Origin of the sequence: Streptomyces sioyaensis, assembly GCF_004122735.1 — a bacterium.
GTDB lineage: Bacteria > Actinomycetota > Actinomycetes > Streptomycetales > Streptomycetaceae > Streptomyces > Streptomyces sioyaensis.
In genome coordinates this window covers 100748-116897 of sequence record NZ_SDIF01000006.1, presented here as the reverse complement: position 1 = coordinate 116897, position 16150 = coordinate 100748, and the positions used below count along the sequence as shown (strand labels likewise).

Genomic DNA, 16150 nt, shown 5'->3' with positions numbered 1-16150 from the left:
CCCGCCCGACGATGTACCGCCTGTTCTTCGCCCTGTTCTTCCGGCGCATGGATGCCGAGAAGGCCCACCACCTGGCCTTCCGCTGGATCCAGCTGGCCGTGCGCCTCCCCGTGCTGCGCACCTTCCTCGCGGCCGCCCTCGCCCCCCGCTACAAGGAACTGCGCACCGAGGCCCTCGGCCGCCGGATGCACGGCCCCTTCGGGCTGGCCGCCGGCTTCGACAAGAACGCCGTCGCCATCGACGGCATGACCATGCTCGGCTTCGACCATGTCGAGATCGGCACGGTCACCGCCCAGCCGCAGCCGGGCAACCCCAAGAAGCGCCTGTTCCGCCTCGTACCGGACCGTGCGCTGATCAACCGGATGGGCTTCAACAACGACGGCTCGGCGTCCGTGGCGGCCCGCCTGGCGGCCCGCAACCCGGTCTTCCCGGCCACCGTCGGCGTCAACATCGGCAAGACCAAGGTCGTACCGGAGGACGAGGCCACCGCCGACTACGTCACCTCCACCGAGCGGCTCGCCCGCCACGCCGACTACCTGGTCGTCAACGTCTCCTCCCCGAACACGCCGGGGCTGCGCAACCTCCAGGCCGTCGACCAGCTGCGCCCGCTGCTGACCGCGGTCCGCGAGGCCGCCGACCGCACGGTCACCGACCGCCGGGTCCCGCTGCTGGTCAAGATCGCACCGGACCTCGCCGACGCGGACGTGGACGCGGTGGCCGACCTCGCCGTCGAACTGGGTCTGGACGGGATCATCGCCACCAACACCACCATCGCCCGCGAGGGCCTGGGCCTGACCTCCGACCCGGCGCTGATCGCCGAGACCGGCGGGCTGTCCGGCGCGCCCGTCAAGGAGCGCTCCCTGGAGGTGCTGCGCCGCCTCTACGCCCGGGTCGGCGACACGATCACCCTGATCGGCGTCGGCGGCATCGAGGACGCCGAGGACGCCTGGCAGCGCATCCTCGCCGGCGCCACCCTGGTCCAGGGCTACAGCGCCTTCATCTACCAGGGCCCGTTCTGGTGCCGCGCGATCCACAAGGGACTGGCCGCCCGCCTGCGCAACAGCCCCTACGCCACCCTCGCCGAGGCCGTCGGCGCCGAGCACAAGAAGGTGACCGCATGACCGCCCGCCCGTCACCCGACCACCACCCCTCACGGAGGCCCTCCGGGCCGCAAGACTCGTCTGCGGACCCCTTCGGGGCCCGCCCGTCACCCGACCACCACCCCTCACCGGAGCCCTCCGGGCCGCAGGATTCGTCTGCGGACCCCTTCGGGGCCCGCCTGCGCCGCGCCATGGACGAGCGCGGTCCGCTCTGTGTCGGCATCGACCCGCACGCCGCGCTGCTGGCCGACTGGGGCCTGAACGACGACGTCGCCGGCCTGGCGCGGTTCACCCGCACCGTCGTGGAGGCCCTCGGCGAGTCGGCGGCCGTCTTCAAGCCACAATCCGCGTTCTTCGAGCGCTTCGGCTCGCGCGGCCTGGCCGTCCTGGAGACCGCCGTCGTCGAGGCCCGCGAGCGCGGCGCCCTGGTCCTGATGGACGCCAAGCGCGGCGACATCGGCTCCACCATGGCCGCGTACGCCGCGACCTACCTCGACCCGGCCTCCCCGCTGTTCTCGGACGCCGTCACGGTCAGCCCGTTCCTGGGCTACGGCTCGCTGCGCCCGGCCGTCGACCTGGCCCGGGAGAACGGCTGCGGGCTGTTCACCCTCGCCCTCACCTCCAATCCGGAGGGCCAGGAGGTCCAGCGCGCGGTCCGCGCCGACGGCAGCACCGTCGCGGCGACCATGCTCGGCCACCTCGCCGCCGAGAACGCCGGCGCCGAGCCGCTGGGTTCCTTCGGCGCGGTCGTCGGCGCCACGCTCGGCGATCTCTCCTCGTTCGACCTGGCGATCAACGGCCCGCTGCTCGCCCCCGGCATCGGCGCTCAGGGCGCCACCCCCGCTGACCTCCCGACCGTCTTCGGGGACGCGGTGTACAACGTCCTGCCGAGCGTCAGCCGGGGGGTGCTGCGGCACGGTCCGGACGCCGCGGCACTGCGCGCGGCGGTGGACCGATTCACCGGCGAAGTGCGCACCGCGCTCGCCTGAACGCCGTCCGACGGGGACTTTGGTCCCGAATTGTCCTGGTCAGCAGAGTCTGACCAGGACTTTTCGTCTGTTCTCGCTGACTCCGGAGCCCTCGCCCGCTAGTCTCCGACGAGAGCAGTGCACGTAAGCGCGTTGCTCGTTGCTCCGCAGGTGCGGGGCGACTAGGTTCCACACCGGTCCGTATCCGACAGTTCGACATCCGAGGTGACGTAGGCGTGGCTCTTCCGCCCCTTACCCCTGAACAGCGCGCAGCCGCGCTCGAGAAGGCCGCCGCGGCTCGCCGGGAGCGCGCCGAGGTCAAGAATCGGCTCAAGCACTCCGGTGCTTCCCTCCATGAGGTCATCAAGCAGGGCCAGGAGAATGACGTCATCGGCAAGATGAAGGTCTCCGCCCTCTTGGAGTCCCTGCCGGGCGTCGGCAAGGTCCGCGCCAAGCAGATCATGGAACGGCTCGGCATCTCCGAGAGCCGCCGAGTCCGGGGGCTCGGCTCCAACCAGATCGCGTCGCTGGAGCGCGAGTTCGGCAGTACTGCTTCCTGAATTTTCCGGCACTACCGGGAAGCTGGAATAATCGCGGCATGAGTTCTGCAGTCTCCCGGGGGACGACCCCCGAGCCCCCGGCCAGACAACCGCGGCTGACCGTGCTCTCCGGCCCCTCCGGGGTCGGTAAGAGCACGGTCGTCGCGCATATGCGCAAGGTCCACCCCGAGGTCTGGCTCTCGGTCTCGGCCACGACCCGCAAGCCGCGCCCCGGGGAACAGCACGGCGTGCAGTACTTCTTCGTCGACGACGTGGAATTCGACAAGCTGATCGCCAACGGTGAGCTGCTCGAATGGGCCGAATTCGCCGGCAACCGCTACGGCACCCCCCGCAAGGCGGTGCTGGACCGGCTGGAGGCCGGCGAGCCGGTCCTGCTGGAGATCGATCTGCAGGGCGCCCGCCAGGTACGCGAGTCCATGGCGGAGGCCCATCTGGTCTTCCTCGCCCCGCCGAGCTGGGACGAGCTGGTCCGCCGGCTCACCGGCCGGGGCACGGAGGCGCCGGAGGTCATCGAACGTCGGCTGGCCGCCGCCAGGGTCGAGCTGGCAGCGGAGAAAGAGTTCGATGTGACGCTTGTCAATACCTCCGTCGAGGACGTCAGCCGCGAGCTGCTAGCCTTGATGCTGCATCGATCCGAGGAGCGGAACACCAGCGGCTGACCCCGCCGAGCTTCACCGGCCCCGGATCGTCCACGATTTTGCGCCATTGCGTACGACCAGGCGCATGACCCAGGCTTCATCCCCTTTCGGAAGGCAGAGAGTGTCCTCTTCCATCACTGCACCCGAGGGCATCATCAACCCGCCCATTGATGAGCTTCTCGAGGCCACCGATTCGAAGTACAGCCTCGTGATCTACGCCGCCAAGCGCGCGCGCCAGATCAACGCGTACTACTCGCAGCTCGGCGAGGGCCTGCTGGAGTACGTCGGCCCCCTCGTGGACACGCACGTCCACGAGAAGCCCCTGTCGATCGCGCTGCGCGAGATCAACGCGGGTCTGCTGACCTCCGAGGCCATCGAGGGCCCCGCGCAGTAGGCAGCACAGCAGTACCGTTCATCGAGGCCCGGCGGCGCGTCCGCCGGGCCCTTGGTGTGTCATAGGGGCATACAGGCACACGGACCGAGCCCGGGGAGCGGCGAAGCGATGGACAAGCGGGAGCGGGAGCGGCCCAGGGTCGTCCTGGGGGTCAGCGGCGGGATCGCCGCGTACAAGGCGTGCGAGCTGCTGCGGCGGCTGACCGAGTCCGGGCACGACGTACGGGTCGTGCCGACCGCCTCGGCGCTGCACTTCGTCGGCGAGGCCACCTGGTCGGCGCTGTCCGGCAACCCGGCCGGCACCGAGGTCTGGGAGTCCGTCCACGAGGTCCCGCACGTCCGCATCGGCCAGACCGCCGATCTCGTAGTGGTCGCCCCGGCCACCGCCGACATGCTGGCCAAGGCCGCCCACGGCCTCGCCGACGATCTGCTGACGAACACGCTGCTCACCGCGCGATGTCCGGTGGTCTTCGCCCCGGCGATGCACACCGAGATGTGGGAGAACCCCGCCACCCAGGAGAACGTCGCCACCCTGCGCCGCCGCGGCGCGCTCGTCATCGAGCCCGCGGTCGGCCGGCTGACCGGTGTCGACACCGGCAAGGGCCGCCTCCCCGACCCGGCCGAGATCTTCGAACTCTGCCGCCGGATGCTGGCTCGCGGCCCGCGGGCGGCCGAGCGGGATCTCGCCGGCCGCCATGTGGTGGTCAGCGCGGGCGGCACCCGCGAGCCGCTGGACCCGGTCCGCTATCTGGGCAACCGCTCCTCGGGCATGCAGGGCTATGCGCTCGCCCGGACCGCGGTGGCCCGCGGCGCCCGGGTCACCCTCGTCGCCGGCAACACCGAGCTGCCCGATCCGGCCGGCGTCGACGTGATCCGTATCGGCACGGCCCGTCAGCTGCGCGAGGCCGTACTGAAGGCCGCCGCGGAGGCCGATGCGGTGGTCATGGCCGCCGCCGTGGCCGACTTCCGGCCCGCCGTCTACACCACCGGCAAAATCAAGAAGATCGACGGCCAGGAGCCGGAGCCGGTAACTCTAGTGAGAAATCCAGACATCCTGGCCGAGCTCTCCGCGGAGCGGGCCCGCCCGGGCCAGGTCGTGGTCGGCTTCGCCGCCGAGACCGACGACGTGCTCGCCAACGGCCGCGCCAAACTCGCCCGCAAGGGCTGTGACCTGCTGGTCGTCAATGAGGTCGGGGAGCACAAGGCCTTCGGCTCGGCCGGGAACGAAGCGGTGATCCTGGCGGCCGACGGCGCCGAGACCCCGGTGCCGTACGGACCCAAGGAAGACCTGGCCGATACGGTCTGGGACCTGGTGGCTCCGCGCCTGGCCGATACCGAACGCTGAGACGCGTATCCGGCCTCCGGAATCACTCCTTCGGCCGTACAAAATCGGGCGTGTCCCCTTGACCCGCCCCATTCTCAAGGTGATCGTCCTACCGTGAGTCGCGGTGTCCCAGGTCACGAGGGGTCCATAAATCGAGACTGCGTGTCCGAACGCCGCATACGACCGATAAACTGGCGAGTGGATCGGGCCGAGCGCAGCTCTCGGCCCTTCCGCCAATGATCAGCCAGCAGCCGCTGCAACCCCAGGGAGCGATGTGTCCCGCCGCCTCTTCACCTCGGAGTCCGTCACCGAGGGCCACCCCGACAAGATCGCTGACCAGATCAGCGACACCATCCTCGACGCTCTCCTCAAGGAGGACCCGACCTCCCGGGTCGCCGTGGAGACGTTGATCACCACCGGCCTGGTGCACGTGGCCGGCGAGGTGACCACGAAGGCGTACGCCGACATCCCCAACCTCGTCCGCAACAAGATCCTGGACATCGGTTACGACTCGTCCAAGAAGGGCTTCGACGGCGCCTCCTGCGGCGTCTCGGTGTCCATCGGTGCGCAGTCCCCGGACATCGCCCAGGGTGTCGACACCGCGTACGAGAACCGCGTCGAGGGCGACGACGACGAGCTGGACAAGCAGGGCGCGGGCGACCAGGGCCTGATGTTCGGCTACGCCTGCGACGAGACCCCGGAGCTGATGCCGCTCCCGATCAACCTCGCGCACCGGCTCTCCAAGCGCCTCTCCGAGGTCCGCAAGAACGGCACCATCCCCTACCTCCGCCCCGACGGCAAGACCCAGGTCACCATCGAGTACGACGGCCACAAGGCCGTCCGCCTCGACACCGTCGTGGTCTCCTCGCAGCACGCCAGCGACATCGACCTCGACTCGCTGCTGGCGCCCGACATCCGCGAGTTCGTCGTCGAGCACGTCCTCAACCAGCTCGTCGAGGACGGCATCAAGCTGGACACCGACGGCTACCGTCTCCTGGTCAACCCGACCGGCCGCTTCGAGATCGGCGGCCCGATGGGCGACGCCGGCCTCACCGGCCGCAAGATCATCATCGACACCTACGGCGGCATGGCCCGCCACGGCGGCGGTGCCTTCTCCGGCAAGGACCCGTCCAAGGTCGACCGCTCGGCCGCCTACGCGATGCGCTGGGTCGCCAAGAACGTCGTCGCCGCCGGCCTCGCGGCCCGCTGCGAGGTTCAGGTCGCCTACGCCATCGGCAAGGCCGAGCCGGTCGGTCTCTTCGTCGAGACCTTCGGCACCGCCACCGTCGACACCGACAAGATCGAGCAGGCCATCGGCGAGGTCTTCGACCTCCGCCCGGCCGCCATCATCCGCGACCTCGATCTGCTCCGCCCGGTCTACGCCCAGACCGCCGCCTACGGCCACTTCGGCCGTGAGCTGGAGGACTTCACCTGGGAGCGCACGGACCGTGTGGAGGCGCTGAAGCAGGCCGCCGGGCTGTAAGCCCACTGCCTCGTATGAGGTGACCACGGCCCCGGACCGCCAGGCGGTCCGGGGCCGTCGGTTGTCCACAGCCACCCGTCGCTGTCCGTGCCGTCTGCTAAGACTGGTGCTGTGAGCAGGGAGAACGGGCGACCGGAGGCGGGGGCGTCGGATGCGGGCGAGCAGTTGGCCCTCATCCGCGAGGCCGTGCGGGAGAACAAGGCCGGGCGCGCGAAGCCGCGGACCTGGCGGGGCGCCGAGCTCGCGGCACAGCTGCCGGTGGCGCGGGTGCTGGTCGACAAGGGCCTGGTGCACCTCGACCGGTATTTCGACTATGCGGTGCCCGCGGCGATGGACCAGGAGGCGCAGCCCGGGGTGCGGGTGCGGGTGCGGTTCGGCGCGGGGGAGAAGGGCGGCCGGCGCGAGGGCGGCAAGCTGGTCAGCGGATTCATCGTGGAACGGGTCGCGGAGAGCGACTACCGCGGGGTGCTGGCGCCGATCGCCCAGGTGCTGTCGTCGGAGCGGGTGCTGACGCCGGAGCTGCTGGGGCTGTGCCGGGCGGTCGCGGACCGCTATGCCGGGTCGCTGGCCGATGTGGTGCAGCTGGCGGTCCCCCCGCGGCGGGCGCGGGCCGAGGCCAAGCCGTCGCCCGCCCCACAGCCGCCCAACGCACCACCGGAGCCGGGAAGTTGGGAGCGTTACGGCGCGGGCCCCGGGTTTTTGACGGCGCTGACGCGCGGGGACGCCCCGCGGGCCGTGTGGACCGCGCTGCCCGGGGCGACCTGGCCGCAGGAGCTGGCGCGGGCGGCCGCCGCGGCGCTGGCGGGCGGGCGTGGCGCGCTGGTGGTGGTGCCGGACGGGCGGGCCGCGGCGCGGGTGGACGCGGCGCTCGGCGAGCTGATCGGGACGGACCGGCATGTGCTGCTCACCGCCGATGCCGGCCCGGAGGAGCGCTACCGCCGCTGGCTGGCGGTGAGCCGGGGCGCGGTGCGGGCCGTGGTCGGGACGCGCGCGGCGATGTTCGCCCCGGTCGCCGATCTGGGGCTGGTCGCCCTCTGGGACGACGGGGACGCCAGCCACAGCGATCCCCATGCGCCCCAGCCGCATGCCCGCGAGGTCCTCACCCAGCGCTCGGTCAACGAGCGCGCCGGCTTCCTGCTGGGCGGGCTGAGCTGCACCGTCGAGGCGGCGCAGCTGGTCGAGACCGGCTGGGCGCGCCCGCTGGCCGCCGAGCGCGAGCAGGTGCGGGCCGCGGCGCCGCTGGTGCGTACGGTCAGCGACGGTGACGAGGCGCGGGACGCCGCCGCGCGGGCCGCCCGGCTGCCGACGATGGCCTGGCAGCTGGTGCGGGAGGGGCTGCAGCGCGGGCCGGTCCTCGTCCAGGTGCCGCGCCGCGGATATGCGCCCCGGCTGTCGTGCGAACGGTGCCGTACCCCCGCGCGCTGCCGGGCCTGCGCGGGCCCGCTGGAATCGCAGCACGCGGGCGACCTGGTCTGCGCGTGGTGCGGACGGCCGGAGTCCGACTGGCATTGCGGCGAGTGCGGTGGCGCGCGGCTGCGGGCCCGGGTCGTGGGGGCGCGGCGCACGGCGGAGGAGCTGGGCCGGGTCTTCCCGGCGGTCCCGGTGCGCACCTCGGGGCGGGACCATGTGCTGGCGACGGTGCCGGACGCCCCCGCGCTCGTGGTGAGCACACCGGGCGCGGAGCCGGTGGCAGCGGGCGGCGGGTATGCGGCCGCGCTGCTGCTGGACGGCTGGGCGCTGCTCGGGCGGCCGGATCTGCGGGCCGGGGAGGAGGCGCTGCGCCGCTGGCTGGGCGCCGCCGGGCTGGTCCGCGGTCAGGCGGCAGGGGGCACGGTCGCGGTGATCGCGGAACCGACGCTGCGGCCGGTGCAGGCGCTGGTGCGCTGGGATCCGGTCGGCCATGCGGTCCGCGAGCTGGCCGAGCGGGCCGAGCTGGGCTTCCCCCCGGTGTCGCGGATGGCCTCCGTGACCGGCCGGTCCGAGGACGTCACCGAACTGCTGCGGTCCGCCGAACTCCCCGCCGGCGCCGAGGTGTTGGGCCCCGTACCCCTGCCCATACCGGACCCCGCTCGCCCGCGCCGGCCGGGCGACCCGCCGGCCGGCGAACAGTGGGAGCGGGCGCTGGTACGCGTCCGCCCGGGCCAGGGCGCGGCGCTCGCCGCGGCGCTCAAGGCCGCCCGCGCGGCCCGGATGGTCAAGCGGGAGGGGGAGGCCGTACGGGTCCGGATCGATCCCCCCGATCTCGGGTGAGACCGCTCGGTGCGGCTGGTGAGACCGCTCGGTGCGGGGGACGGCCTCGGCGCTCGTGACCCCGCCATCCCGCCATCCGCAATCGCGCCCCGTCGTACGGCAGCCATGCCGTGTTCGGCACGGCACGGCACGGCCCGATCGGCCCCGGACATGGCGCCGCCCCGGGACCGGTGTCGGGGGCGGTTCCGGGGCGCTGGCGGGCGGCGCGTGGGCGCGAGGCGCCCGAGGGGGGAGTGGTTCAGCCGTTGCGGGGGCCGGGGAAGGCGCCCGGGCGGGCGGGTTCGTCGCGGGAGGTGGCGGACGGCTGGGCGGGCAGGGACCGGGCGGAAGGTACGGCCGCCGAGCCGGGCAGACCCGCCGCCATGCTTACCGTGCGGGGCGCGGAGGATTCGGGGGAACGTACCGCAGGCTCCGCGCCGTTGCTGTCCGCGGCGGGCTGCGCGGCGGCTCTGCGGCCGCCATAACGGCGGTGCACCGCCTGTTTGGTCACGCCGAGCGCCGAACCCACCGCGTCCCACGAGAAGCCCAGCGAACGGTCGAAGTCGACCGCGGCGGTGACGAGTGTTTCGACGCTGTCCCGCAACTCCTGGGCGAGGCGCACCGTCGGAGCGGGCGCGCGTCCGTAGACGACAAAGCCCGCGGAGGGGCCCGTGCGCCGTGGCCGGTAGACGTTGCCGAGCTGAGCGGTCAGCGTGCGCAGTGCGTCCACCTGCCGGCGCACCCGTTCGATGTCCCGCACCAGGAGATGCAGGCTGGCGCGCGCCTGGGCGTCGTGGGTTGCGTGGTCGGCCATGAGCATGCCTCTCGAACCGGCGTGGAAAAGGAAGGATGAAAGAGAGCGGGCCGCCAGGGCGGCCCGGTCTTCAGGTCAATGCTTTTTGACCAACGCGACAGCAGCGGCTCTGGTCACGGTATGGGGGCGTACGAGCTTCCGTACAAGGCGCGGGAATTCGTGTACGCCCCCTGGAACCGTCGCCCGTGGCCCGGGAGCCGGACCCATAGACTGGTGCGTCGTTCCGCTGCGTGTGAGAGGTAGTTCGCCACCCATGAGGCTTGTCTTCGCCGGCACCCCCGAGGTCGCCGTACCCGCCCTCGATGCCCTGATCGCCTCGGACCGGCACGAGGTCGTGGCCGTAGTGACCCGGCCCGACGCGCCCGCCGGACGCGGCCGGAAGCTGGTCGCCAGCCCCGTCGCGGAGCGGGCGGAGGAGGCCGGCATCGAGGTGCTCAAGCCCGTCCGGCCACGCGAGGAGGACTTCCTGGCCAGGCTGCGGGAGATCGCGCCGGACTGCTGCCCGGTGGTCGCCTACGGCGCGCTGCTGCCGAAGGCCGCGCTCGACATTCCCGCCAAGGGGTGGGTCAATCTGCACTTCTCGCTGCTGCCCGCATGGCGGGGGGCGGCGCCCGTGCAGCACGCCGTGCTCGCGGGCGACGAGGTGACCGGCGCCTCGACCTTCCAGATCGAGGAGGGCCTGGACTCCGGTCCGGTCTACGGGGTGCTGACCGAGCAGGTCCGGCCGATGGACACCAGCGGCGATCTGCTCACCCGGCTGGCGTTCGCCGGTTCCGGGCTGCTGGTGGCGACGATGGACGGCATCGAGGACGGCACGCTGCAGGCGGTGCCGCAGCCGGCCGAGGGCGTCACGCTCGCCCCGAAGATCGAGGTCGAGGACGCCAAGGTGGACTGGACGGCGCCCGCGCTGCGGGTCGACCGGGTCATCCGCGGCTGCGCGCCCGCGCCCGGTGCCTGGACGGTCTTCCGCGGCGAGCGGCTCAAGCTGATGTCGGCCGCCTCCGCGGCGGGGCACGACGAGTTGGCGCTGGCGCCCGGCGCGCTCGCCGTCACCAAGAAGGCGGTGTACGCCGGGACGGGCAGCCACCCCCTCGAACTGGGCTGGGTGCAGCCGCAGGGCAAGAAGCCGATGAAGGCGGCCGACTGGGCGCGCGGGGTGCGCATCGAGGCGGGGGAGCGGCTGGGGGACGGGGCTTAGGGGACAGGCTCTAGGGGTGGGCGAACACATCCCGTAGGGGATGCAAGCGCCCCCTGCGGGGCCACAACGCGGCGGGCGCGGGCGGTATTCCGGGAGTCCCGCCCACGCCGCCGAGCCGCCACACCGCCGCACCGCCGAGCCGCCGCTCCTCTCCGCCGGCGCCCGCGGGTACCCGGCCCGCGCTCGTCCTCCGCCCCGGCACGGGCCCGGCCTCCCCGTGCGCCCCGGCCCCCGCGCGCCCCGGCCTCCCGCGCAGGTGGCCGGTTCGCCCGCGTAGGCTGGGACGGACCCCTCATCTCGTATCCGGAGCACCTTTTCTGTGAGCCAGCAGCCCCGTCGCCGCCCCAGCAAGCCCTACCGCCGCCCGCAGAAGGACCCGGTCCGCATCCTCGCGTTCGAGGCCTTGCGGGCCGTCGACGAGCGGGACGCCTACGCGAATCTGGTGCTGCCGCCGCTGCTGCGCAAGGCGCGCGAGCGCGAGGACTTCGACGCCCGGGACGCGGCGCTGGCGACGGAGCTGGTGTACGGCTCGCTGCGGCGGCAGGGCACCTATGACGCGATCCTCGCGCAGTGTGTGGACCGCCCGCTGCGGGAGGTGGATCCGCCGGTCCTGGACGTGCTCACCCTCGGGGCGCACCAACTGCTCGGCACCCGTATCCCGACGCACGCCGCGGTGAGCGCGAGCGTCGAGCTGGCCCGGGTGGTGCTGGGCGACGGGCGGGCGAAGTTCGTCAACGCGGTGCTGCGCAAGGTCGCGGCCCATGACCTCGACGGCTGGCTGGAGCGGGTCGCCCCGCCGTACGACGAGGACCCCGAGGAGCACCTCGGCATCGTGCATGCGCACCCCCGCTGGGTCGTCTCGGCGCTGTGGGACGCGCTCGGCGGCGGCCGGGCCGGCATCGAGGACCTGCTGGAGGCGGACAACGAACGCCCCGAGGTGACGCTGGTGGCCCGCCCCGGCCGGTCCACCACCGAGGAACTGCTGGCGGCGGCCGGCGAGGACAGTGCGCTGCCCGGACGCTGGTCCCCGTACGCGGTGCGGCTCGCGGAGGGCGGCGAACCGGGCGCGCTGGACCCGGTCCGCGAGGGACGTGCCGGGGTGCAGGACGAGGGCAGCCAGCTCGTCGCCCTCGCCCTGGCCAACGCCCCCGTCGAGGGCACCGACCGCGCCTGGCTCGACGGCTGTGCGGGCCCCGGCGGCAAGGCGGCGCTGCTGGCGGCGCTCGCGGCGCAGCGCGGCGCCGCCCTGCTGGCCTCGGAGAAGCAGCCGCACCGCGCCCGGCTGGTGGCCCGCGCCCTCGACGGCAACCCGGGCCCGTACGCGGTCATCGCCGCCGACGGCACCCGCCCCGCCTGGCGGGCCGGAGCCTTCGACCGGGTGCTGGTGGACGTGCCGTGCACCGGTCTGGGCGCGCTGCGCCGGCGGCCGGAGGCGCGCTGGCGCCGCCGCCCCGAGGACCTGGACGGCTTCGCCCCGCTCCAGCGTGAGCTGCTGCGGCAGGCGCTGGCGGCGGTACGGGTCGGCGGCGTCGTCGGCTATGCGACCTGCTCCCCGCATCCGGCCGAGACCCGGGCCGTGGTGGACGACGTCCTCAAGGGGCGGGGCGGAACACCGGTGGCGGCGGAGTGGGTGGACGCCCGTCCCCTGATGCCGGACGTCCCGGCCCTCGGCGACGGCCCGGACGTCCAGCTCTGGCCGCATCTGCACGGCACGGACGCGATGTACCTGGCACTGCTGCGGCGCACGGGGTGAGCGCCTCCTGATCAGCCCTTCAGCCGGGTGATCGCCGGTACGAGGTCGCCGTGTTCGGCGAGACCGGCGGCCCAGAGGTCGGCGCTGTGGGGCACCGTGGTGAAGCCGCGGACGACGAGGCCCGGGGCCGAAGCCGGGTCCCACTGCTTCTTCGGTCCGTTCCACCGCAGCGCGACGGACGCGGCGCCCTTGCCGCCGACGGCCCAGAGTTCGCCGTTCCGCGTCCGGCCGACGGCACGCAGCCGGCCGTCCGCCACGTCCGGCGTCTTCGCGGCCGTCCAGGCGGTGCCGTTCCAGTGCACGGCGTAGGGCCGTTCCGCGCCGCCGGACGTACTGCCGCCCACTGCCCAGACGTCGTCGGCGGCGAACGCGGTGACCCCGCCGAGCCAGTCGTGGGATTCCTGCGGGCCGGGCGCGGTGCTGCGCTTCCAGGCGGTGCCGTCCCAGTGCAGCAGCAGCGCCGTCTGCGGTGACGAGGCGTCGGCGGCGTACGCGGTGCCGACCGCCCAGATGTCGTCCGGGGCGATGGCCGTGACGCTGCTCAGTTCGCCTTTGCCGACATCGGGCAAGGTCTGCCGGTGCCAGCTCTTGCCGTCCCACGACTGGATGGCCGGGACGCCGTCCTTGACCGACCGGTTCATCGCCCGGCCCACCGTCCACGCCTTCCCGTCGGATGTCGTCGTCACCGCGTCGGGGACGACCCGGCCGCCCGGGTCCGCGGCCAGTTGGTGGGTGGTCCAGGAGGTTCCGTCCCAGTGCGCCGACGCGCTGCCCACCGCCCAGATGTCGTTGGCCGACCGGACGGCGAGGGCCTGCGGGAAGCTGTTCGCCGGCAGGGTGGACTCCTGGGTCCAGGAGGTACCGTCCCAGCGCAGTGCGACGGGTTCGAGCGCGGTGGCGCTCTTCAGCCGATAGCCCACGGCCCAGGCCTGCTTGTCGCCCAGCGCCGCTATCGCGGTCAGATCGCCCTTCGCCACCGGCACCGGTGTCGTGCGCCATTGGCCGGCGCGTGACGCGGAGGGTGCGGGGGCGGTGCCGGACGAGGCGGGAACGGTGGCTGCTGCGGATGCGACCGGCTCACCGTTGAGGCCGGCCGCGACCAGCGCCCCGGTGACCAGGGTGGCGGCCAGCGCGGCCGGCAACAGCGGCACCCGGCCAAGACGTCGTCGGGGCAGGGAGGTACGGGAGGGCATACGGAATTCCTTGTCTGAATTCTGAACGGGGAATCAAACCTGCGGGAGCGGGAGCGGGAGCGGGAGCGGGAGCGGGGCTGAGGGGCGCCGTCTGCTCTCTAGGCCGTCGTGGTGAGCACGAAGTCGAAGGTGCCGGTGTAGCGGCCGCCTTCGGGGCCGGTGAGGCCGATGGTGCAGGCGCGATTGAGGAGCCGGTCGGCGGCGTTGAGGGCGGCGAAGTCCCGGCCGTAGGCCTGGGTGTCGTCGGGGAAGTACAGCTGGGTGACCAGCAGCGGGCCGCCGGACACCTGCACCTGGGTGTGGATGTGCGGCGCCCGTTGGCCCCAACGTCCCCAGTAGTCCCGGGGGATGATGGTCTTCAGGCGGTAGCCGCCCCTGCTGTCCGTGTACTGGTGACCGCGGAGGGAGAAACCCTGGGTGTCGTAGTCGCCGTTCTGATCGCACTGCCAGAACTCGATGAGCGTTTCGGGCAGCGGCTTGCAGGCGGTGTCGTAGACGACCCCGGCGAGGTCGAGGCGTACGCCGCGGATGGCCGGCGTGATCAGATCGCCCCGGGCGGGGGAGTGGGGCTTGAACAACGGGCCCTCGATGGACGCCGGGGTTTCCTGGCCCGAACAGGCCGGGGTGACGGCGAGCGGGCGCGCCGCACGGGGTGTCGTCGCCGGACGGCCCCGCTCCGCCGCCTCGGCGGCCGGGCCCGCCGAGGCAGCCACGCTCGCCCCGAGGGCCACCGAAGTCACCCCTGCGGACGTGGTCTTGAGGAAGGCCCTCCTCGAACTTCCCTGCTCGCCGTCTGCCCGTGACGGCGGTTGCGGGCCGGTCGCGGCCTCCGGGCTCGAATCGTCGGCGTAGCGCATCGCATCTCCTTGCCGGAAGAACTCGGTCATGAGGCACCCCACGGGACGGGCCGTCCCTGACGGCGTTCGCTCTCCCGCCCAGCCTCCGGTGCCGGCCCGGCCCGCGCATCGGTCGGTTGACCGGCGAGTTGTACGCGTGACGAAACCCGGCGGGAGGACGGAGGCCCGAGGCCGGAACCAGAGGCCGGAGGCCGGAGGTCCGGGCGACTGGAGACGGGCGTGCCAAGGCCGCCGGTCCGCTCAGCGGCCGGTCTCGGGGCGGCCCGCGGCCTGGTCCGCGACCCGGACGGCGATCTGGGCGCGGGACCTGACCCCCCACTTGTCCCGGACCCGGTCGAGATGGCCGGCCACGGTGCTCTTCGAGAGGCCCAGATGGGCGGCGATCTGCCGGTTGGTCAGGCCCTCGGCGACCAGCTTCGCGACCGCCGACTCCCGCCCGGTCAAGGGCGGGTGCCCAGCGGCGCCGACTCCCTCGGGACTCTCTTCGTACGCGCTGTCGCGTCCGACGGGACCGCCCTCGCCGTCGCGCAGTGCATACGCGACCAGCCGCGCCCCGCGCAATCGGCGCCCGGCCGCCATCGCCGCCGCGGCACCAGCGGGGGGCACCCGCTCCTCGACCCGTGCCACGGTCGCCTCCACCTGTCCCCACCAGTGCGCTTCCGGCTCGGTGTCGATCCGCTGCCGGATGGCGGCGGCCGCCGCGTACAGCTGGAGCGACCGCTGAAGATCCCCCCGCCCGGCCGCCACCATGACCAGTCCTTCCAGCGGATAGAGCGCATGGAAGCTCTCGCCGGGCGGCGTCTTGCGCAGCACTTCGGCGAACCTCCGCTCGGCGGCATCGAGGTCGCCCCGCGCCAACCGGATCGCACCGTCGGTGTGCAGGGCGGCCGTCAACTGGCCCAGCGGAGCCCGTGCCGCCAACTCGGGCAGACACTCCCGCATCAGCCGCTCGGCCCGTGTCGTCGTGCCGGTTTGGAGCAGCGCCCAGGCCAGATGGTGCCGGGAGAGCGCGAGGTCCAGCGGACGGCCGAGCGTACGGACCACGTCGAGGCACTCGGCGAACACCGCGACGGCGTCGGAGAACTCGCCCCGGCACAGCCGCGCGGCCGCCAGCGCGTCCAGGGCATTGGCCAGCCTGGCGGGGTGCTGCCCCGCGCGTCCGACGGCGACGGCCTCCTGGGCGAAGGCGAGGCCGCGGCATGATCGTCCTGCAGACAGGCCGCCCGGGCGGCCAGCGCCAGTGCCGCGCCGCGGTCTGCGCGGTCCTGCACCCGCTCCAGCACGCCCGACAGCAGTGTGCGCGCGGCCGTCAACTGCTCCTGCCGGTACAGCAACCGGGACAGCGCGAGCGCCAGCGGGATGTGCCTGCCGTCAAAACGGGCGGCGGAGTAGCTGACGGCCGCCGCGAGGTTCTCCCGCTCCTGGCCGAGCGGCTCCTCGGTGAGGTCGGCGAACACCCCGGGTCCGGCGGCCTCCGCGCTCTTCCCGGCCAGCCAGTCGAGCGCCCGGTTCCAGGTGTCGTACAGCTCCCCGGCTTCCGCGAGCCGGTCCATCCCATAGGCCCGGATGGCGCTCAGCTGCCGGAACCGCGCGGCGCCCCGCTGCTCATCCCCGCGGACCCGCACGATCAGCGACTTGGC

The 16150-nt window shown here is 73.3% G+C and carries 14 protein-coding genes; 10 read left to right on the top strand and 4 right to left on the bottom strand.

Going from position 1 to position 16150, the window contains the following annotated elements; genetic code table 11:
• Nucleotides 1-11: 11 nt before the first annotated feature.
• The 8 genes from EST54_RS03910 (at nt 12) to EST54_RS03875 (ending at nt 8716) form a co-directional block, all read left to right on the top strand.
• Nucleotides 12-1121: a quinone-dependent dihydroorotate dehydrogenase gene (locus EST54_RS03910; protein ID WP_129245009.1), complete on the top strand. Its 1110-nt coding sequence runs from the start codon at nt 12-14 to the stop codon at nt 1119-1121.
• A complete protein-coding gene (gene pyrF, locus EST54_RS03905; RefSeq protein ID WP_275415946.1) occupies nt 1118-2089 on the top strand; it encodes an orotidine-5'-phosphate decarboxylase in 972 nt (323 codons plus the stop codon). The genes EST54_RS03910 and pyrF overlap by 4 nt, the downstream gene beginning before the upstream one ends.
• A 215-nt stretch (nt 2090-2304) precedes the next feature.
• On the top strand, nt 2305-2628 hold the full coding sequence (locus EST54_RS03900) for an integration host factor (RefSeq protein WP_006607450.1): 324 nt from the start codon (nt 2305-2307) through the stop codon (nt 2626-2628).
• A 38-nt stretch (nt 2629-2666) separates the two neighbouring features.
• On the top strand, nt 2667-3287 hold the full coding sequence (gene gmk, locus EST54_RS03895) for a guanylate kinase (RefSeq protein ID WP_129245007.1): 621 nt from the start codon (nt 2667-2669) through the stop codon (nt 3285-3287).
• Between the two features lie 100 nt (nt 3288-3387).
• The gene (gene rpoZ, locus EST54_RS03890) at nt 3388-3660 is read left to right on the top strand and encodes a DNA-directed RNA polymerase subunit omega (protein WP_005319902.1); all 273 of its coding nucleotides are present in this window, start codon (nt 3388-3390) and stop codon (nt 3658-3660) included.
• A 108-nt stretch (nt 3661-3768) separates the two neighbouring features.
• Nucleotides 3769-5004: a bifunctional phosphopantothenoylcysteine decarboxylase/phosphopantothenate--cysteine ligase CoaBC gene (coaBC, locus tag EST54_RS03885; RefSeq protein ID WP_129245005.1), complete on the top strand. Its 1236-nt coding sequence runs from the start codon at nt 3769-3771 to the stop codon at nt 5002-5004.
• Nucleotides 5005-5257: 253 nt separating this feature from the next.
• Nucleotides 5258-6466: a methionine adenosyltransferase gene (metK, locus tag EST54_RS03880; RefSeq protein WP_006607446.1), complete on the top strand. Its 1209-nt coding sequence runs from the start codon at nt 5258-5260 to the stop codon at nt 6464-6466.
• A gap of 111 nt (nt 6467-6577) precedes the next feature.
• Nucleotides 6578-8716: a primosomal protein N' gene (locus tag EST54_RS03875; protein WP_129245003.1), complete on the top strand. Its 2139-nt coding sequence runs from the start codon at nt 6578-6580 to the stop codon at nt 8714-8716.
• 238 nt (nt 8717-8954) lie between these two features.
• Here EST54_RS03875 and EST54_RS03870 read toward each other — a convergent pair whose 3' ends face one another.
• The gene (locus EST54_RS03870) at nt 8955-9509 is read right to left on the bottom strand and encodes a hypothetical protein (RefSeq protein WP_129245001.1); all 555 of its coding nucleotides are present in this window, start codon (nt 9507-9509) and stop codon (nt 8955-8957) included.
• A 253-nt stretch (nt 9510-9762) separates the two neighbouring features.
• On the opposite strand from EST54_RS03870, the gene fmt reads away from it, so the two are divergent.
• Together fmt and EST54_RS03860 are read left to right on the top strand one after the other, a co-directional pair.
• Nucleotides 9763-10707, top strand: coding sequence for a methionyl-tRNA formyltransferase (fmt, locus tag EST54_RS03865; protein WP_129244999.1), 945 nt, complete (start codon nt 9763-9765; stop codon nt 10705-10707).
• A 319-nt stretch (nt 10708-11026) separates the two neighbouring features.
• Entirely contained in the window at nt 11027-12460 is a 1434-nt protein-coding gene (locus EST54_RS03860; RefSeq protein ID WP_129244997.1) for an RsmB/NOP family class I SAM-dependent RNA methyltransferase, read from the top strand.
• An 11-nt stretch (nt 12461-12471) separates the two neighbouring features.
• On the opposite strand, the gene EST54_RS03855 is transcribed toward EST54_RS03860, so the two are convergent.
• The 3 genes from EST54_RS03855 to EST54_RS36005 all read right to left on the bottom strand — a co-directional run bounded on the left by EST54_RS03855 (nt 12472) and on the right by EST54_RS36005 (nt 15575).
• The gene (locus EST54_RS03855) at nt 12472-13653 is read right to left on the bottom strand and encodes a hypothetical protein (protein ID WP_129244995.1); all 1182 of its coding nucleotides are present in this window, start codon (nt 13651-13653) and stop codon (nt 12472-12474) included.
• Nucleotides 13654-13751: 98 nt separating this feature from the next.
• Complete coding sequence (locus EST54_RS03850; RefSeq protein ID WP_239012186.1) at nt 13752-14540, bottom strand: dioxygenase family protein; 789 nt, start codon at nt 14538-14540, stop codon at nt 13752-13754.
• A gap of 210 nt (nt 14541-14750) precedes the next feature.
• A complete protein-coding gene (locus EST54_RS36005; protein ID WP_129244993.1) occupies nt 14751-15575 on the bottom strand; it encodes a helix-turn-helix transcriptional regulator in 825 nt (274 codons plus the stop codon).
• Nucleotides 15576-16150 lie beyond the last annotated feature (575 nt).